Source organism: Paucimonas lemoignei, from assembly GCF_004342585.1.
GTDB classification, from domain to species: Bacteria; Pseudomonadota; Gammaproteobacteria; order Burkholderiales; family Burkholderiaceae_D; genus Paucimonas; species Paucimonas lemoignei.
This window is the reverse complement of the sequence record NZ_SLZQ01000001.1, coordinates 168,902-184,200: the sequence shown is the minus strand read 5'-3', so window position 1 is coordinate 184,200 and position 15,299 is coordinate 168,902. Positions and strand designations below refer to the sequence as shown.

Annotated in this window: 16 protein-coding genes; 6 read left to right on the top strand and 10 right to left on the bottom strand. The window is 58.0% G+C overall.

What is annotated here, in order from left to right; genetic code table 11:
* Positions 1 to 4: 4 nt before the first annotated feature.
* Genes EDC30_RS00870 through tsaB form a run of 4 tightly spaced genes read right to left on the bottom strand, consistent with a single transcriptional unit; the run spans position 5 to position 3,210 of the window.
* Entirely contained in the window at positions 5 to 982 is a 978-nt protein-coding gene (locus tag EDC30_RS00870; protein WP_132256419.1) for a DUF1853 family protein, read from the bottom strand.
* A complete protein-coding gene (locus EDC30_RS00865) occupies positions 963 to 2,021 on the bottom strand; it encodes a uracil-DNA glycosylase (protein ID WP_243656597.1) in 1,059 nt (352 codons plus the stop codon). Before EDC30_RS00865 ends, EDC30_RS00870 begins: the two co-directional genes overlap by 20 nt.
* Positions 2,018 to 2,503 carry a ribosomal protein S18-alanine N-acetyltransferase gene (gene rimI, locus EDC30_RS00860; protein WP_243656596.1) on the bottom strand — a complete coding sequence of 162 codons (486 nt, stop codon included), beginning with the start codon at positions 2,501 to 2,503 and terminating at the stop codon, positions 2,018 to 2,020. The genes EDC30_RS00865 and rimI overlap by 4 nt, the downstream gene beginning before the upstream one ends.
* Positions 2,500 to 3,210 carry a tRNA (adenosine(37)-N6)-threonylcarbamoyltransferase complex dimerization subunit type 1 TsaB gene (gene tsaB / locus EDC30_RS00855; protein WP_132256418.1) on the bottom strand — a complete coding sequence of 237 codons (711 nt, stop codon included), beginning with the start codon at positions 3,208 to 3,210 and terminating at the stop codon, positions 2,500 to 2,502. The genes rimI and tsaB overlap by 4 nt, the downstream gene beginning before the upstream one ends.
* A gap of 171 nt (positions 3,211 to 3,381) precedes the next feature.
* Between tsaB and EDC30_RS00850 the strand changes: the two genes are divergently transcribed.
* From EDC30_RS00850 to EDC30_RS00835, 4 genes are all read left to right on the top strand, one after another.
* Positions 3,382 to 4,071 (top strand): sensor histidine kinase, encoded by a 690-nt coding sequence (locus tag EDC30_RS00850; RefSeq protein WP_132256416.1) that lies wholly within the window; start codon positions 3,382 to 3,384, stop codon positions 4,069 to 4,071.
* 46 nt (positions 4,072 to 4,117) lie between these two features.
* Entirely contained in the window at positions 4,118 to 5,566 is a 1,449-nt protein-coding gene (locus EDC30_RS00845; RefSeq protein ID WP_132256414.1) for a response regulator, read from the top strand.
* A 22-nt stretch (positions 5,567 to 5,588) separates the two neighbouring features.
* Positions 5,589 to 6,017, top strand: coding sequence for a thioredoxin family protein (locus EDC30_RS00840; RefSeq protein WP_132256412.1), 429 nt, complete (start codon positions 5,589 to 5,591; stop codon positions 6,015 to 6,017).
* A gap of 136 nt (positions 6,018 to 6,153) precedes the next feature.
* Positions 6,154 to 7,029, top strand: a complete 876-nt coding sequence (locus tag EDC30_RS00835) for a DUF4123 domain-containing protein (RefSeq protein ID WP_132256411.1) — start codon at positions 6,154 to 6,156, stop codon at positions 7,027 to 7,029.
* Between the two features lie 5 nt (positions 7,030 to 7,034).
* On the opposite strand, the gene EDC30_RS00830 is transcribed toward EDC30_RS00835, so the two are convergent.
* From EDC30_RS00830 to EDC30_RS00815, 4 genes are all read right to left on the bottom strand, one after another.
* Positions 7,035 to 7,448, bottom strand: coding sequence for a type II toxin-antitoxin system death-on-curing family toxin (locus EDC30_RS00830; protein ID WP_132256409.1), 414 nt, complete (start codon positions 7,446 to 7,448; stop codon positions 7,035 to 7,037).
* A complete protein-coding gene (locus EDC30_RS00825) occupies positions 7,445 to 7,693 on the bottom strand; it encodes an AbrB/MazE/SpoVT family DNA-binding domain-containing protein (RefSeq protein WP_132256407.1) in 249 nt (82 codons plus the stop codon). The genes EDC30_RS00830 and EDC30_RS00825 overlap by 4 nt, the downstream gene beginning before the upstream one ends.
* 307 nt (positions 7,694 to 8,000) lie before the next feature.
* Positions 8,001 to 10,232 carry a malate synthase G gene (locus EDC30_RS00820; protein WP_132256406.1) on the bottom strand — a complete coding sequence of 744 codons (2,232 nt, stop codon included), beginning with the start codon at positions 10,230 to 10,232 and terminating at the stop codon, positions 8,001 to 8,003.
* A gap of 53 nt (positions 10,233 to 10,285) precedes the next feature.
* Positions 10,286 to 11,053, bottom strand: coding sequence for a sulfite exporter TauE/SafE family protein (locus EDC30_RS00815; RefSeq protein ID WP_132256404.1), 768 nt, complete (start codon positions 11,051 to 11,053; stop codon positions 10,286 to 10,288).
* A gap of 138 nt (positions 11,054 to 11,191) precedes the next feature.
* On the opposite strand from EDC30_RS00815, the gene EDC30_RS00810 reads away from it, so the two are divergent.
* Positions 11,192 to 12,094 (top strand): LysR family transcriptional regulator, encoded by a 903-nt coding sequence (locus tag EDC30_RS00810; RefSeq protein ID WP_132256402.1) that lies wholly within the window; start codon positions 11,192 to 11,194, stop codon positions 12,092 to 12,094.
* A gap of 66 nt (positions 12,095 to 12,160) precedes the next feature.
* On the opposite strand, the gene EDC30_RS00805 is transcribed toward EDC30_RS00810, so the two are convergent.
* Together EDC30_RS00805 and EDC30_RS00800 are read right to left on the bottom strand one after the other, a co-directional pair.
* Positions 12,161 to 12,364: a cold-shock protein gene (locus EDC30_RS00805; RefSeq protein ID WP_132256400.1), complete on the bottom strand. Its 204-nt coding sequence runs from the start codon at positions 12,362 to 12,364 to the stop codon at positions 12,161 to 12,163.
* Between the two features lie 117 nt (positions 12,365 to 12,481).
* Positions 12,482 to 13,849, bottom strand: coding sequence for a sensor domain-containing protein (locus EDC30_RS00800; protein ID WP_165973677.1), 1,368 nt, complete (start codon positions 13,847 to 13,849; stop codon positions 12,482 to 12,484).
* Between the two features lie 395 nt (positions 13,850 to 14,244).
* On the opposite strand from EDC30_RS00800, the gene EDC30_RS00795 reads away from it, so the two are divergent.
* Positions 14,245 to 15,258 (top strand): AI-2E family transporter, encoded by a 1,014-nt coding sequence (locus tag EDC30_RS00795; protein ID WP_132256397.1) that lies wholly within the window; start codon positions 14,245 to 14,247, stop codon positions 15,256 to 15,258.
* Positions 15,259 to 15,299: the final 41 nt, after the last annotated feature.

Below are 15,299 nucleotides of genomic sequence, written 5' to 3'. Positions count from 1 at the left end.
TGCATTAACTGATTTGCGGGCGGCGGCGCTGGCCGGCGCGGGTGCGCCAATCATCCGGCACGATAAAGCCGCGCCTGACTTCGAAGGCTTCTTCCCCATTCTTTTCCAGCAGCGCCACAAGAATTGGCATGCTGTCATGCGCGAAGTGTTCGACAAGCGCCGCCCGTAAAGTTTGGCGATCCAACACTGCGTCCAGCCTCACTCGAACCGGCGCCAGCCAGCTCAGTCTTGGCAAAATGGCGGCATATTGCATATCGAGCTGGTCGATTTCCGCCATCTCACACCAGAATCCGCGGCAATGCGCCTTGTTGACCCCTGAAGCCTCGACGGCATAGTGCTTCTGTCCGTGATAAAAAAGCCACCCCTTCAGCAAGGCTTGCGCCCTTGCCACCGGTTGCGGCAGATAGCGCTGCGCCGCAGGATGATGAGATAGTTTCAATTGGCGCGAAAATACCTTGCTCATCTTGGCGCCCAGGGTATCGGCAAGATTCGGGCCGACGAAATAATCAGCCGCCTGCCCATCGCCGCTCGGCTCGAGCAGATACAGTTTCGTGGCAAATTCCCAATGCACTAGCTCGTCGCCTTGCCGCACCAGGAAGTCGAACTCGCCGATAGTGCCGCCGGCATCGTTGCGTACCTGTACGCCATGGCCGCGCAATATGTCTTGCCACTCCAGGTAATACGCCATCAATTGCTCGGCGTACCGCCCCAGTCGGGTAAATGGATGAATGGCCAGATACTCATGCAATGGCTGCGGCGCCTGGTCCAGCGCAGCCAGCCACGCAAGGGTCGCCGGAGGCAAAGGCTTTGCAATCGTGGCGATCTGTCCGGCCCACTGGGGCGCGGCCGGGTCCAGCAAATCGGCCGAATCCAGCAACCATGCCAGATCGCGGACATGCGAATCGAGCAAGTGCCCCCAGTTTCGCCAGAAGCGCTGCTGACAAGTTTCGCCAGGCTGAGCTTCAGCGGGCCGCGGCGGCATCGGCACGGGTAGCCATCGCAAGGCAGAGGTCGCGCCATGCCTTGCCCTTTTCTTCGGGAGAGCGCAGCAGATAGGCGGGATGGTAAGTCACGACCAGCGGCACGTCGGCATAACGATGCACCTGGCCGCGCAATCTGGATACCGGGGTGTCGGGCGCCGCACCGAGCAGCGCCAGCGCGGCGCTCTTGCCGAGCGCGACGATGACATCCGGCTGGATCAGGGCAATTTGCCGCTGCAGATACGGCAGGCATGCCGCCGCTTCATCCGCCGCCGGCGGCCGATCCTTCCCATTGTCGCCGGTGGGCCGGCATTTGACGACATTGGCAATATAGGCATTCTCGCCACGCCGCAAGCCCATCGCAGCCAACATATTGTCGAGCAGCTTACCGGCCGGCCCGACAAAGGGTTCGCCCTGCAAATCCTCGTTATATCCCGGGCCTTCACCGACAAACAGCCACTTGGCGTGCCGGTCGCCGGTGCCAAAAACCGTCCGCGTCCGGGTCTCGCACAAGCGGCATTTGGTGCAGATCGACACCGCCGACTCCAGCGCATGCCAATCCATCCGCGCAATCTCGGCAACCGACGGCTTGCCCGGAATTGACTCGGCGGTGACAGAATCTTCAAGATCAAAAGGAATGCTCTCGTCGGCCGGCGCATCCTCGGTAACCCAGGCTGGGACGTCATCTTCCCATGCAGAGGACTTGTTCTGAATGGCCGGCTGGGCAACGGGGGCAGCGGCATGCAGTACGATTTCACGGTCACTGCGTTCCATCGAAACCGGCTCAATAATGCGCGATTCCGTTGCCGGCGCAGCTTCCTCATTCCATGACTGCGTCGTCAAAACAGTTGGCGACACCGATGCCGTGGCGGTGGATAAACCCTCATCCGATGAAACGGCAGCATGGTCGACGACATTCGCCTCCTCATTAGCCATCATCGCCGAACCAGCCTCCGGCACAGCACGTTCGCGAAGGCGCCACACCGGGTCGATCCCCATTTCCTGCAAAAAGCGCGTGCGCCGGGAATCCTGAAATGTCATAAGCACAACCTCATTACGATCGCATCCTCGCGGGTATGTCCGGCAGCCGGATAATATGCCTTGCGCAAGCCGATCCGCACAAAGCCGTAACGCTCATAGACGGCCAGCGCCCGCTGGTTCGAAGGCCGCACCTCCAGCAGGATCGACAGCATGCCGAGCTTGCGTGCCAGTTGAGTGACACGGTCCAGCAGCATCAATCCCAGGCCCTGCCCCTGCAGGTCGGCGCGCACGCTAATGTTCAACAAATGCAGTTCATCGACCACGGGCATCGCCAGAAAATAGCCCGCCAGCTGAAAGTTCGGCTCCCGCGCAACCCATGCTTCGTATCCGCTATCAAGGGAATCCGTAAAATTACCGCGTGTCCAGGGATGAGGATACACGCTGTTCTCGATCACCATTACCTGCTCGATATCGGCAGCCTGCATGGTTTCGACGATCAGCGACCGCAAATCAAGCGGCTTTCCCTGTCCGGCAGGGGTCATGTTTCCCTTCCCTCCGCCACACCTGCCTTCGCCATGCGCTCACTCGTAGTGAGCGCCACCTTGTTACGCAGGTAAAGAGGCTGCGCCTCTTGCGCCGGCAGCGTCTCGCCACGGGCAAAGGCAAGACGCGCAAGCCGGGCGATATGCCGCGCATGCGGCATCACGGCAGGCAAACCAGCGGCAGCAAAAGATGCGCCGGCAAAGGCTTCAGCATAAGCTTGCAATCCATTCCCGCACGCCAGCACTTCGCCTTTCGGCGCCACGCCGACTGGCTGCGCCAGGGCTGGCGCGCTCACTTCCCGCCATCCATCCGGACCGAACCGGTACTGCGCCCAGTACACTTCACCCATGCGGGCGTCGAGAATGGGGACGATATCGTTGGCGCCGGTCTGTTCGCGGCAAGCCTCGGCCATGGCCAGCAGCGTTACCACCGGAATGACCGGGCGTCCGCTGCCGAATGCCAAACCCTGCACCACGCCGGCAGCCGTGCGCACGCCGGTGAACGAACCGGGCCCGCTGCCGAACGCCAGCGCATCGCACTGCTCCAGGCGAATCCCTGCCTCTGCCAGCAATTGCTGCACCATCGGCAAGACCGCATCCGAATGGGTTTTGACCCCGTCGGTATCGCGCACATACAGCCTGTCTTCCAACAGCAAGGCTGCCGAAGCAAGCTCGGTGGAAGTTTCAATAGCAAGAATCGTAGACATGGCGGTATTTTACCGCGCCCGTCACCAGATGGCGCTGTGGCAAATGCGCATCCAGCGCTATGATTGGTGACTGAAGTGAGTTCTGTTAACATGTTACCCATCACTCAGCCTCCGGCCTGACGTCCAGTAAATAAACAACCGCTTCAACACGTACATACAACCAGGACAGCCATGGACCACAATCCGAAGGAAACGCTCCTTCCTCTTTTTCTTGCATCCTCCGTCCATGACATGAAAAATTCGGTGGGCATGCTATCCGCCTCACTGGAAAAAATGCTCGGCGAACTGGATCCGCAAACCTTTGCGTCTTACCAGGAAATGGCGCACATGCTGTTCGAAGTCCAGCGCGTCAATGGCAACCTGACCCAACTCCTGACCTTGTACAAGCTGGGCCAGCACATGTATCCCTTCGATCCGCAGGCATGCTCGATAGCCCAATGCGCACTCGAATTGGAATCGCAGAATCGCGCCTTGCTCGATTCGCGCGGCATCAAGCTGTACATGGAATACCCGCCCGAACTGGTCTGGCATCTTGACGAAGACCTGATCAATGGCGTCCTGAACCATGCGCTCAACAACGCCATCCGCTATACCCATGACAAGATCCGCCTGGTATTCGCCACACGAGACGGCATTCTCGAGATCCGCGTGGAAGATAATGGCGCGGGCTATCCGCAATCATTGCTGGACTCGCCGGCCACGGCGCAAGGCGTCAATTTCCGCAGCGGCAGCACGGGACTCGGCCTGCATTTTGCCCGCGAGGTCGCCAGCCTGCACCGGCATCGCGACCGAGCCGGAACTCTGAGGCTGGAAAACGGCGGTGCACTTGGCGGCGGCTGCTTTGTCCTCGAATTGCCCTGAGCTTTCATGCGCCCATCCGCTGCACAAATCTTGCGACACACCTGACATGATTACCAATTCCGCCTACCCAGACTGGTCAAGCAAATCCTACCTGGTGATCGACGATTTCTCGATTGTCCACCGCATGATGCGCGACATGCTTCGCAAGCTCGGCGCGAAAGCGATCGATACCGTGAAAAACGGCGCCGACGCGATCTCGCTGCTGCGCCTGAAGCAGTACGATGTCGTGTTATGCGACTACAACTTCTCCGAAGGTCCCAACGGCCAGCAAATTCTTGAGGAAGCCCGCCATCGCGAACTGATCGGCCTGACCTGCATCTGGATCATGGTCAGCTCGGAGAAAGCTGTCGAAACCGTCATGGGAGCAGCAGAACAGGCGCCCGACGGCTATATTCTGAAACCGCTGACGGAATCGCTGCTGCTGGCGCGGCTGAATCGCGCCTGGGACCGCAAGCAGGCATTTACCGCCATCGAGCGGGCCTATGCCGCGCGCAATTTCCTGCTGGCCGCGAACCTTTGTGATGAGGCGCTGGCCAAAGCGCCCCTGCATGCCATGGACCTGCTGCGCATGAAGGCCACCCTGCTCCTCAAAGCCGGCCAGTTGCAAGCCGCGCGCAAGGTGTACGAAATCGCGCTGGAACTGCGCGAACAGGTCTGGGCCAAGGCGGGACTGGCCCGTCTCGACAGCCTGGAAGGCCGGCACGCGGAAGCGAAAAGACGGCTGACGGAAATCGTCCATGACCATCCATCATTCCTGGATGCCTACGACCAACTGGCGCAAGTCCTGCAGCAGCTTGGAGAATATGTCCAGGCGCTCGAAGTGCTGGAACAGGCTGCCCGCCTGTCTCCATACTCGGTCGTGCGCCAGAAGAACCTGGGGGATGTCGCCGCTCTGCTCGGTAAATTCGATATCGCCGAAGAAGCCTACCTGACCAGCATCGCCGTGGGCGAATATTCCATCATGAAGTCTGCGGATGCCTATCTCGGCCTGGCGAAACTCTACGGCAAGATCGACCGTATTCCGGATGCACAAGCCTTGCTGAACACGGTCCGCCAATGCTTTCCAAGTGAACAAATCATCTCGCGCGCTGCTGACCTTGAGCAGCAGCTCACGGGAACAATCGTCCTGCCGCCGGCAAAACCCATCCCTTCGCCAGAACAAGCCCGCCCGGCAGACATCTCAGCGACACCAGGAGGTAAAGTTAACGAGCCTTTTGCGCCAGATGCCGTAGTCAAACCCTCCACCGAACAAAGCAATGTGATAACCGGCGCCGTGCCCGGCGCAGTCATGGCACCAGCCATTCCTGCCCAGGCACAGGCATTGCACCAGCGCGCACAAGTCTTGATGCAATACATGAAAACCAATGGCTACAATCTGGTTTCAGCGGAAGAAGTTCGGGCGGTCTTGCGCCGCGCCGACAAGATTGCTCCGCAAATTCCGCGAACGATGGAACTGCTTTCCGAATTAGAACAGATGGCCACAGGACGCCATTAAAGGAAACGCCTACAATAGCCGCATGAACGCAATTACCCTGGAACAAGATAACCGTAGCCGCATACTACAGAGTCTTCAGGAGGACTCCTGGATCGTTGCCTGCCTGTGCGCGGCCTGGTGCGATGTCTGCAAGGCTTATCGTGCCAGTTTCGATAACCTGGCGGCCCAGCATCCTGACAAACAGTTTATTTGGATAGATATCGAAGATCAGTCAGACCTGGTTGGCGATCTTGATATTGAAAATTTCCCTACCTTGTTATTACAGCGGGGCAAGGACGTGGCGTTTTTTGGTGCCGTGCAGCCCGACATCGGCATCGCCAAGCGCCTCGTCGCGTCCTATGCCGCCAAGTCCCAGGCGGAAATACAGGCTGAAAACACAGGGAGTCCGGAACGGCAAACCTGGCAAGACGAATGTAACCTGCGTCAGCGCTTGTTCGAAGATTCGCAGTAATGTAAAAGCGCAACAGCCATTAGGCGCACCTTACTAAAACTTACAATTTTTACCACGAATTTAATTGCAATTCGGCCAATACTCTATTATCTTTCGAGCATTAACAATAAGATAATAATCTAGTAGTGCAATCCTCATGCACTACTGGCAATTCGAGAGAGACGAAGTGGCCATGACGCACCTGGATTCAAGCACCGAGATATCCGCCCAGACTAGTGCCGGCGGCATATTCCTACTGATTGATGCCGCCCAATACCCGGGCGTATGGCGCATCCTGCAGTACCGCTTTCGCCGCCTGCCCTGGGTTTCCCTGGCATTCGACAATCAAGCCACATCTGCGCCGATCCTCGTCCATGCCGCCACCAACCAGACCCGGACGCTGGCCTGGTTTCTCGAACATACGAAGGATATGCATTGCCTGAGCTGGATTGAATCGCCGCTCAGCCTGTCGGACCTCGCTGACCATTTACGCAAGCTCATGCGCGTGGAAGCCAACGATGGCGCCAGCTACGATATCCGTTATTACGACACGCGCATCCTGTCAGCCTGGTATCAGATGCTCGACGCCAGCCAGGAGGCGTGCGTGCTTGGACCAATCACTTCGTGGACTTACCTCGACCGCGATGGCATGCCGTGCACCCTGTTCGGCCAGGCCAACCCGGAGATCCGGGTAACAGCCATGTTGAAGCTGACCGCGGACCAAGAGAAGCGCCTTTTGGCAGCTGCCCTGCCGGATATCGTTCTGGAACAGCTCGAACAGAATGGCAATGCCGATCTCGCCGCCATGCCGCGTGCCCAGCGGTATGCATTTGTCGCCGACCAGGTTAATAAAGCGACGTCGCAATATGGCATCGTATCAACGCAAGAACTGGTACTGTTTTGCTCGCTCGCCCTCGGCATCGGACGCAACTTCGACAAATTGCTGCCGGTCGCGCAGGTATTGCGCAAATTCGGCGGCGCGGCATGCGAAGTCAGCCGTCCTGGCGCCTACTCCGCCTTCCAAAGCGCCTGAACCGATCAGAGGTGCCCGCGAATCCATTGCGCCAGCCTGGCCTCGTCCAGCGCGCCAGATGCCGCCGCCTGGATAACCTGTGCCGCGTCCAGTGGCGCCGCGTCCAGCTGCCAACCATTCAGATACAGAAACAGGCCCATCGCGAGCAAGGCCGCCCGTTCGTTACCATCGACAAAAGGTAAATTGCGGAGCACGCCGAAGGCATAACAGGCGGCCAGATCCGCCACATCCATCTCGCCATCCGCTCCGGACCAGTCGCACCGGACTTCCATGCCCCGTTCGGCGGCAATCAGCATCGGCCAGCAAAGCGCGGCATCCAGCAATTGCGGATCGCGAATCCCCGGCGCGCCGCCATAGGCCTTCAAGCTTTCGTGATGCAGCAGCACGAGCACTGCAGAATCGATGGACTGGCAAATCATCGTGCGAGGCAGCGAAAAGCCGCATGGAAGTCGCGCATGAACTCCTGGCCGGCGTAGAGTTGCTCCACGGTCGCAGGATCGCCTGAGATCGGCGCTTCAAGCGGCGCAGCCGCCAAGTTTGCCGCGCCGGGCGTACCGTTCAGATAGATGGTGTCTCCGTTCTTCAGGCCATACTGCCCGCCGATTTCCGGCGGCACCATAATAGCCAGCTGCGAACCGATTTGCGTTAGCTTGAGCGCATGCATATGCCGATCCTGCGATGAATGATGTACGAGTAATCCTAACCAAGATGCAGGCAAATGCCTAGAGCAGATTCAACCCTGGCAGCTTGTCGATACTGATCCTCCTCTAGTCTGAAAAACAAATCCGTCTTGGCAGAAATTCGCCTGAAGCGGGATTTGCGGCACAGCAGATCATCTCATCCCTTTTTTCGCACGGCGGCATGGACAGTGATTCTCTACGTCAGGAAAAAATAAAGGGAGCCGGGTCTGTTCCCATGACAGGAACGGACCCGGCTCCCCAAGATTGCCTTGCCGGCTTGTTACCGGAGGATTACTTCGTCACGCCACTTGCCTTGACCTTCAAGCGCCAGGCATGCAGCAATGGCTCGGTATAACCACTTGGCTGCTCCAGGCCCTTGAAGACCAGATCGCAAGCCGCGCGGTAAGCATAAGATGCATCGAAATTAGGCGCCATCGGCTTGTAGAAAGGATCGCCGGCGTTCTGCTCATCCACCACCTTGGCCATGCGCTGCAGGGTTTCGTTCACCTGTTCCTGGGTTACCACGCCATGATGCAGCCAGTTGGCGATATGCTGGCTCGAGATGCGCAGCGTCGCGCGGTCTTCCATCAGGCCGACATTGTGAATATCCGGCACCTTGGAGCAGCCCACGCCCTGGTCGATCCAGCGCACTACGTAACCGAGGATGCCCTGGGCATTGTTATCCAGTTCCTGCTGGATTTCCTGAGCAGACCAATTCTTGTTGGGCGAGACCGGAATCTGCAGCAGGTTGGCAAGGAGGCGTTCGGCTTCGCCGTTGGCATCGGTCTTTTCCAGTTCCTTCTGAATTTCCGCCACGTTCACTTGGTGATAGTGCAAGGCGTGCAGGGTCGCAGCCGTGGGCGATGGCACCCAGGCGGTATTGGCGCCCGATTTCGGATGCACGATTTTCTGTTCCAGCATGGCTGCCATCAAGTCTGGCATGGCCCACATGCCCTTGCCGATCTGGGCGCGGCCGCGCAAACCGCAGGCCAGGCCGATCAGGACATTGCGACGCTCATAGGCGGCCAGCCAGGGGCTGGTCTTCATGTCGCCCTTGCGCAGCATCGGACCGGCATGCATGGCGGTGTGCATTTCATCGCCGGTGCGATCGAGGAAGCCGGTATTGATGAAGGCAACGCGCGCGGCCGCTTCCTTGATGCAAGCCTTGAGGTTGACACTGGTGCGGCGTTCCTCATCCATGATCCCGAGCTTGACGGTGTTGGCAGGCAAGCCCAGCAAGGCCTCGACACGACCGAACAATTCGCAGGCAAACGCCACTTCCGCGGGACCGTGCATCTTCGGCTTGACGATGTAGACCGAGCCGGTGCGGGTATTGCCGATTTCCTGGCCTTGCTTGCGCTTCAGGTCATGCAGAGCGATGGTGACGGTCACGATTGCATCCATGATGCCTTCCGGGATTTCCTTGCCGCCTTCCAGCAGCACGGCCGGATTGGTCATCAGGTGACCGACGTTGCGCAGGAACAGCAGCGAGCGGCCATGCAGCGTGACCACGCCATCCTTGGCATCCACCGCGCCGCAGCCGGCGGTGTATTTTCTGTCTGCATTCAGCGTGCGAACGAAGGTCTTGCCGCCCTTGGCGACGTTTTCCACCAGCGTGGCCTGCAGAATGCCCAGCCAGTTGGCATAGGCCATTACCTTGTCCTGCGCATCCACGGCGGCGACGGAGTCTTCCAGGTCGAGAATGGTCGACAACGCGGCTTCGATCACCACGTCGGAAACGCCGGCGGCATCCTCTTTGCCGATCGCCGTCGCGCGATTGATCTGGATTTCGATGTGCAGACCGTTATTGCGCAACAGGACTGCGGTTGGCGCTTCGGCTTGTCCTTGGTAACCGACAAATTTCGATTCATCGGCCAGGCCGGTCGTGCTGCCGTCCTGCAGGGAGACCGCCAGCTTGCCGTCGACTACGCGGTAGCCGGTTGCATCCCGGTGCGAAGCCTTGGCCAGCGGAGCGGACTGGTCGAGGAAGTTGCGGGCGAAAGCAACCACTTTTGCGCCACGGACTGGATTGTAGCCTTCGCCATTGGCGCCCTGCTTGGTGGCGCCATCGGTTTCGGGGATGGCGTCGGTGCCATACAGCGCATCATAGAGCGAGCCCCAACGCGCATTGGCGGCATTCAGCGCATAGCGGGCATTCAGCACCGGCACGACCAGTTGTGGGCCGGCCTGCAAGGCAAGTTCCGCATCGACGTTCGAGGTAGTCACCTTCACGTCTTGCGGCTGATCGACCAGGTAGCCGATGGACTTCAGGAATTCCTGGTAAGCCTGCATGTTGCTGATCGGGCCAGGATTGGCGCGGTGCCATTGATCCAGCTCGGTCTGCAGGCGATCGCGCTCAGCCAGCAGAGCGGCATTCTTCGGAGCCAGGTCATGGGCGATGGCATCGAAGCCTTTCCAGAAAGTGGCGCTATCGATCCCGGTACCAGGCAATACCTTGTCTTCAATAAAGCGATGCAGGCCTTGCGCGACTTGAAGGCGATGACAAGCAATACGTTCTGTCATGACTATGTTCTCCAGAAAAATGAGTTGCTAAATTTCGATTCGATGAAAACTGATTACGCTGCCTGGTAGGTCTTGTAAAAATAAATCCCGCTCAGGACGAAGCCAACCACGATGATGAAACTGCGCAGCCATTGCGCCGGGATCTTACGGGCAAAGCGCGCGCCGAGATAGCCGCCCAGGATCGCCGTGGCTGCCATCAGCAAGGTATAGGGCCAGCTGATCGCGCCGGCGATTACGAAGGTGCATACGCTGACGCTGTATATCACTGCCGAAAGCAGGTTCTTGATGGCGTTGATCTCGTGGACATCCTTATGTCCCGCGATTGCCAGGCTGGCGAGCATCAGGATACCCATGCCGGCGCCGAAAAAGCCGCCATAGACCGATACGACCGCATGTCCGGCCAGTGCGCCGCTACTGTTGCGCGGCTCCCCGGCCTGCGCGCCGCGCAGCCAGCCCGAGATCCTGCCGGAAAACGTGAACAGCAAGGTCGCAAACAGCAGCAGCCAGGGAATCAGGCGCGAGAAAGTCGCATCCTTGATACTCAACAGCAGCAAGCCACCCGCCACGCCGCCTAGCAGCGATACAAAACCCAACGGCACAAGATAGCGCTTATAACGCGACAACTCTTCGCGGTAAGCCCAGGCGCCGGAAAGGCTTGCCGGCCACAAGGCGACGGAATTGCTGGCGTTTGCCACCACCGGCGGCACACCCGCCGCCAGTAAGGCCGGAAACGAAAAAAACGTGCCGCCACCGGCGACCGAATTCATTGCACCGGCAAAAAATGCTGCCGTTCCCACCAGGGCGACTTGCCACAATTCCATTTTTTATCCGCGCCAAAGCGCTTTCTTGCTATATGAAGGCCTAAGTATATTCACTTTTAATGCATATAACCAATTAGAATAATCACTTTATTTTTGCATTTAAGTTAAAGATAGATTATTCCGGCCTTCATAGCTGACATGGACCAGTTCAAGCAGATTTCCACATTTGTCGACGTCATTACCAAGGGCAGCCTGTCGGCGGCGGCGCGCGCCGAAGGAGTAGCGCCGGCAATGATCAGCAGGCGGCTTGACGCGCTGGAGGAACGGCTAGGCGTCAAGCTGCTGCAGCGCTCAACCCGCCGGCTTGCCCTTACCGACGAAGGCACGGCATTTCTGGAAGATTGTCAGCGCATCCTGGCGGACCTGGAAAATGCCGAAAGCGCGGTATCGGAACGCAGCGCACGCGCCACCGGGCGCCTGACGGTATCTGCACCGGCCGGATTCGGCCGCTGGCACGTGGCGCCCCTGCTTCCATCCTTCCTGGCGGAACACCGCGAACTGACAGTCAACCTGAGCCTGAATGACCGCGTCGTGGACCTGATCGGTGAAGGCATCGACGTCGCCATTCGCATTGCAGCCATGAACGATTCAAGCCTGGTCGGCGTCAAGCTCGCCGACAATCGGCGCGTGGTAGTGGCGTCGCCTGAGTATCTGCGGCGACATGGCACGCCACGCACCTTGGATGACCTGGCGAGACACAACTGCCTGGCCATCAGCAGTGATGGCAGCCAGCGCGGATGGACCTTTCATCAGGGAGGCAAGGCAGTGACGCTGAAAGTTTCCGGCAACATGGAATGCAACGATGGCGAAGTCCTGCATCATTGGGCGCTGGATGGGAAAGGCCTGGCATGGCGCTCGATGTGGGAAGTCGGCGCCGAGATCGGATCAGGAAAGCTCGTCTCGGTGCTCGATGAATTTGCCGCCCCGGGAAACGATATTTATGCGGTCTTTGCGCAACGACGGCATTTGCCATTGCGCATCCGCGCCTTTGTCGATTTTTTGCGGCGCGCTTATGCCGCTCCGGATTACTGGCGCAAATAAAAATCCCCGGCATCGCCGGGGATTTCACTGATTCAGCCTTGCGGCTGCCAAGAACTATCGAATTGCTTAGATAGCCTGGATGTTCGATGCCTGCTTGCCCTTCGGGCCAGTGGTGACTTCGAAGCTCACGCGCTGGTTTTCTTTCAGGGTCTTGAAGCCGTTACCCTGAATTGCGGAGAAGTGAGCGAACAGATCTTCGCCGCCTTCGTCCGGGGTGATAAAACCAAAACCTTTTGCATCGTTAAACCATTTTACGGTACCAGTTGCCATTTCATTTCCTTTTACAAATAAATTGGGCGTACGCCCGGTTACATCGTTTGAAGCAAGAAGGAATGACAGACTGATACTGCACCACTACCTCGAATCGGAACGACCGGCGCATTATACTCAAAAAACATCCATCGAATCCGGGTTTGTTTCAAACGTATTGCGTCCTGCCGATTTAGCCCGGTAAAGCGCTTCATCGGCACGGCCCAGCAAAACTTTCGCGTCTTCCTCCTCAGGCCGCCTGACAGCCACGCCGATACTGGTCGTGACGATGCGCTGCCTGCCACAAATTTCAAAGGGGGTCTGCATGGCGGCAATGATCTTGCGTGCCACGCCCTGCGCTTCTTCGGGCGCTTCTGTCAGCCCCTCGAGAATGATGACGAATTCGTCGCCTGCGATGCGCGCGACGGTATCGGTGTCGCGCACGCACGACTGCAGACGTTGCGCAAATTCGCGCAAGACTTGATCGCCACCCTGATGCCCATAGCTATCGTTGATTTCCTTGAAGTTGTCGACGTCCAGGAACAACAGTGCCATACCGGTTTCGTAGCGGCGGCTGTAGCGAATCGCATCGATCAATCGCTCGTCGAACTGGAGCCGGTTGGCGATGCCGGTAAGCGGATCGACCCGCACCAGCTGGCGCAATTGAGCCTCGACCTGCTTGAGTGCGGTAATGTCCTCGACCAGACCGAAATAACCAGTCACGGCGCCTTGCTGGTCGATATCCGGAATGTAGCTGACACGCTCATAGCGCAGGCCATGCTCGCACTTCACGCACCGCTCGAAAAGTGCCGGCGTGCCGGCCAGGGCCTGGCGGATGTAATCGCGGCTTTGCGCATAGACATCGGGACCGAGTACTTCGCAGGCGGACATGCCGGCGATTTCCTCATGAAGAATGCCGTAGGCTTCCTCGTAGCGACGATTGGCAAAGGCAATCCGCTCATCGCCCGTGACATAGGCGACCAAGGCGGGAATATTGTCAGTGATAAGGCGAAGTTTTTGCTCGCTCTTGATCAACGCGAGCTCGTTCGATCTCCGGGAAGTGATGTCGTCGAGGCTGCCGACATAACCGGTAAGCTTGCCTGCCACCAGCACAGGCACCACCTTGAGCGATACCCATAGCACCGGGTCGTTGTTACGTCCGAGACGGCAGACGGTGGTATAGGGCGGGTCATTCAATGCATCCCAGTGAGCGAGCTCGGCCAGGACCCGGCTGCGATCGAAAGGATGCAGACAACGACGCCAGCGCCTGCCGTGCAAGCGCTCAAGCGGACGCGAGACCATTTGCTCCATGGTGCGGTTGACGTAACTGCATTCGCCGCCGACATTGGTATAGACCAGTCCGAGGGGGGATGCATCGTTGACCGCCTTCAGTTGCGCCTGCTTTGTCCGCAATCCGGTTTTGACCTGCATGTTGGCCAGGGCAGCCTGTACGGAAGAGGAGATTAATGCAAAAATGCCAAGAAACCCGACGCCCAGGGATTTCATGCTTATTCCAGACAGCAAATTAAAGCGTCCATCAATGAGCATAAATCCAGAGCCTGGTAAATTCCGTTGGGCGACACGGCCCTGACCTTCCAACGGATCCTTATTCAACGGTTCCGGCTGGCAAAGAGCAGCGCCACTGTCGTGCGAGATGTCAAACGAGGGAGTTGCTTGCATTAACGTAAAAATTCACACGAATGCATCCCATAAAGAAAGTTCATTATCGGACAGGGAAATTTGGTCAATCTGCGTATTATCAAATCAGGAAACTATCGATAGTCTTCGTGTTACGCTCTGCAACATTTTGATTAAGCTCAACAAAAGCAACATTTCTTTCTAAAATTAAATATTAGAAAAATGTATTTAGCATTATTGCAACATTTTATTCCTGAACTCTCATGTTACAGACGCGAAACTCCCAGGCAGTAACAATCGCCTCCTACTTGCTGTCAGGTCTGACGCTCTGGTTTGTCATGCATCTGGGCTTGCTGGCCGCCTTGTTTTCCGGCCTCCTGATGTATGCCCTGGTGCACCTGCTTACTCCCCTGCTCTCCAAGAAATTCAGCAGTGGCGGAGCCAGGCTGCTGGCGGTCGCGGGATTATCCATCCTGACTGTCGGCGTATTGAGTATCGCCATCTGGGGAGCGGTCGTATTTTTCAACAGCGACGCCGGCAATATCGAACACTTGCTGCAGAAAATGGCGGACATTCTCGAAGCTTCGCGCGATCAGATACCGCCATGGGTGGCCGCGCATTTGCCGGATAATGCCCATGCCTTGCGCGAGATGATCACGAACTGGCTGCGCCAGCATGCCAGCGAAGCCAGATTGCTGGGACAGGAAGCAGGACGTACCGCCGCCCACGTGCTGCTTGGGATGATCATCGGCGCCATGGTCGCGCTGCACGATGCTACGGCTGCGCATGCGACGCAACCGCTGGCGCTGGCGCTGCGTGAACGTGCCATGGCCTTGAGCGTCGCCTTCAGGCAGATCGTCTTCGCCCAGGTCAGGATCGCCGCCATCAATGCCGTGCTGACAGCGGGGTATATCTTCATCATCCTGCCGCTAAGCGGCGTGAAACTGCCATTAGCCAAGAGTATCGTCGCCGTGACATTCTTCGTCGGCCTGCTTCCTGTGGTGGGCAACCTCATATCAAACACGGTGCTGGTAATTGCCGCGCTTTCGCATTCGCTGCAAGTCGCGGTCGCGTCGCTGACATTCATGATCCTCATCCACAAGCTGGAGTATTTTCTGAACGCGAAAATCATCGGTAACCAGATCCAGGCACGGCCCTGGGAGCTGTTGATAGCCATGCTGGTGATGGAAGCGGCGTACGGCTTGCCGGGCGTCGTGGCGGCTCCGGTGTTTTATGCCTATATCAAGCGTGAGCTGGCGGCGCGGGGGCTCATCTAAAAAAAATGGGTTGGTGCTTGAGCACCAACCCGTGAAGTACT

Coding starts and splice junctions, on each gene's coding strand:
- EDC30_RS00870 (WP_132256419.1), bottom strand. CDS start 982: ATGCCGCCGCGGCCCGCTGAAGCTCAGCCTGGCGAAACTTGTCAGCAG.
- EDC30_RS00865 (WP_243656597.1), bottom strand. CDS start 2,021: ATGACATTTCAGGATTCCCGGCGCACGCGCTTTTTGCAGGAAATGGGG.
- rimI (WP_243656596.1), bottom strand. CDS start 2,503: ATGACCCCTGCCGGACAGGGAAAGCCGCTTGATTTGCGGTCGCTGATC.
- tsaB (WP_132256418.1), bottom strand. CDS start 3,210: ATGTCTACGATTCTTGCTATTGAAACTTCCACCGAGCTTGCTTCGGCA.
- EDC30_RS00850 (WP_132256416.1), top strand. CDS start 3,382: ATGGACCACAATCCGAAGGAAACGCTCCTTCCTCTTTTTCTTGCATCC.
- EDC30_RS00845 (WP_132256414.1), top strand. CDS start 4,118: ATGATTACCAATTCCGCCTACCCAGACTGGTCAAGCAAATCCTACCTG.
- EDC30_RS00840 (WP_132256412.1), top strand. CDS start 5,589: ATGAACGCAATTACCCTGGAACAAGATAACCGTAGCCGCATACTACAG.
- EDC30_RS00835 (WP_132256411.1), top strand. CDS start 6,154: ATGCACTACTGGCAATTCGAGAGAGACGAAGTGGCCATGACGCACCTG.
- EDC30_RS00830 (WP_132256409.1), bottom strand. CDS start 7,448: ATGATTTGCCAGTCCATCGATTCTGCAGTGCTCGTGCTGCTGCATCAC.
- EDC30_RS00825 (WP_132256407.1), bottom strand. CDS start 7,693: ATGCATGCGCTCAAGCTAACGCAAATCGGTTCGCAGCTGGCTATTATG.
- EDC30_RS00820 (WP_132256406.1), bottom strand. CDS start 10,232: ATGACAGAACGTATTGCTTGTCATCGCCTTCAAGTCGCGCAAGGCCTG.
- EDC30_RS00815 (WP_132256404.1), bottom strand. CDS start 11,053: ATGGAATTGTGGCAAGTCGCCCTGGTGGGAACGGCAGCATTTTTTGCC.
- EDC30_RS00810 (WP_132256402.1), top strand. CDS start 11,192: ATGGACCAGTTCAAGCAGATTTCCACATTTGTCGACGTCATTACCAAG.
- EDC30_RS00805 (WP_132256400.1), bottom strand. CDS start 12,364: ATGGCAACTGGTACCGTAAAATGGTTTAACGATGCAAAAGGTTTTGGT.
- EDC30_RS00800 (WP_165973677.1), bottom strand. CDS start 13,849: ATGAAATCCCTGGGCGTCGGGTTTCTTGGCATTTTTGCATTAATCTCC.
- EDC30_RS00795 (WP_132256397.1), top strand. CDS start 14,245: ATGTTACAGACGCGAAACTCCCAGGCAGTAACAATCGCCTCCTACTTG.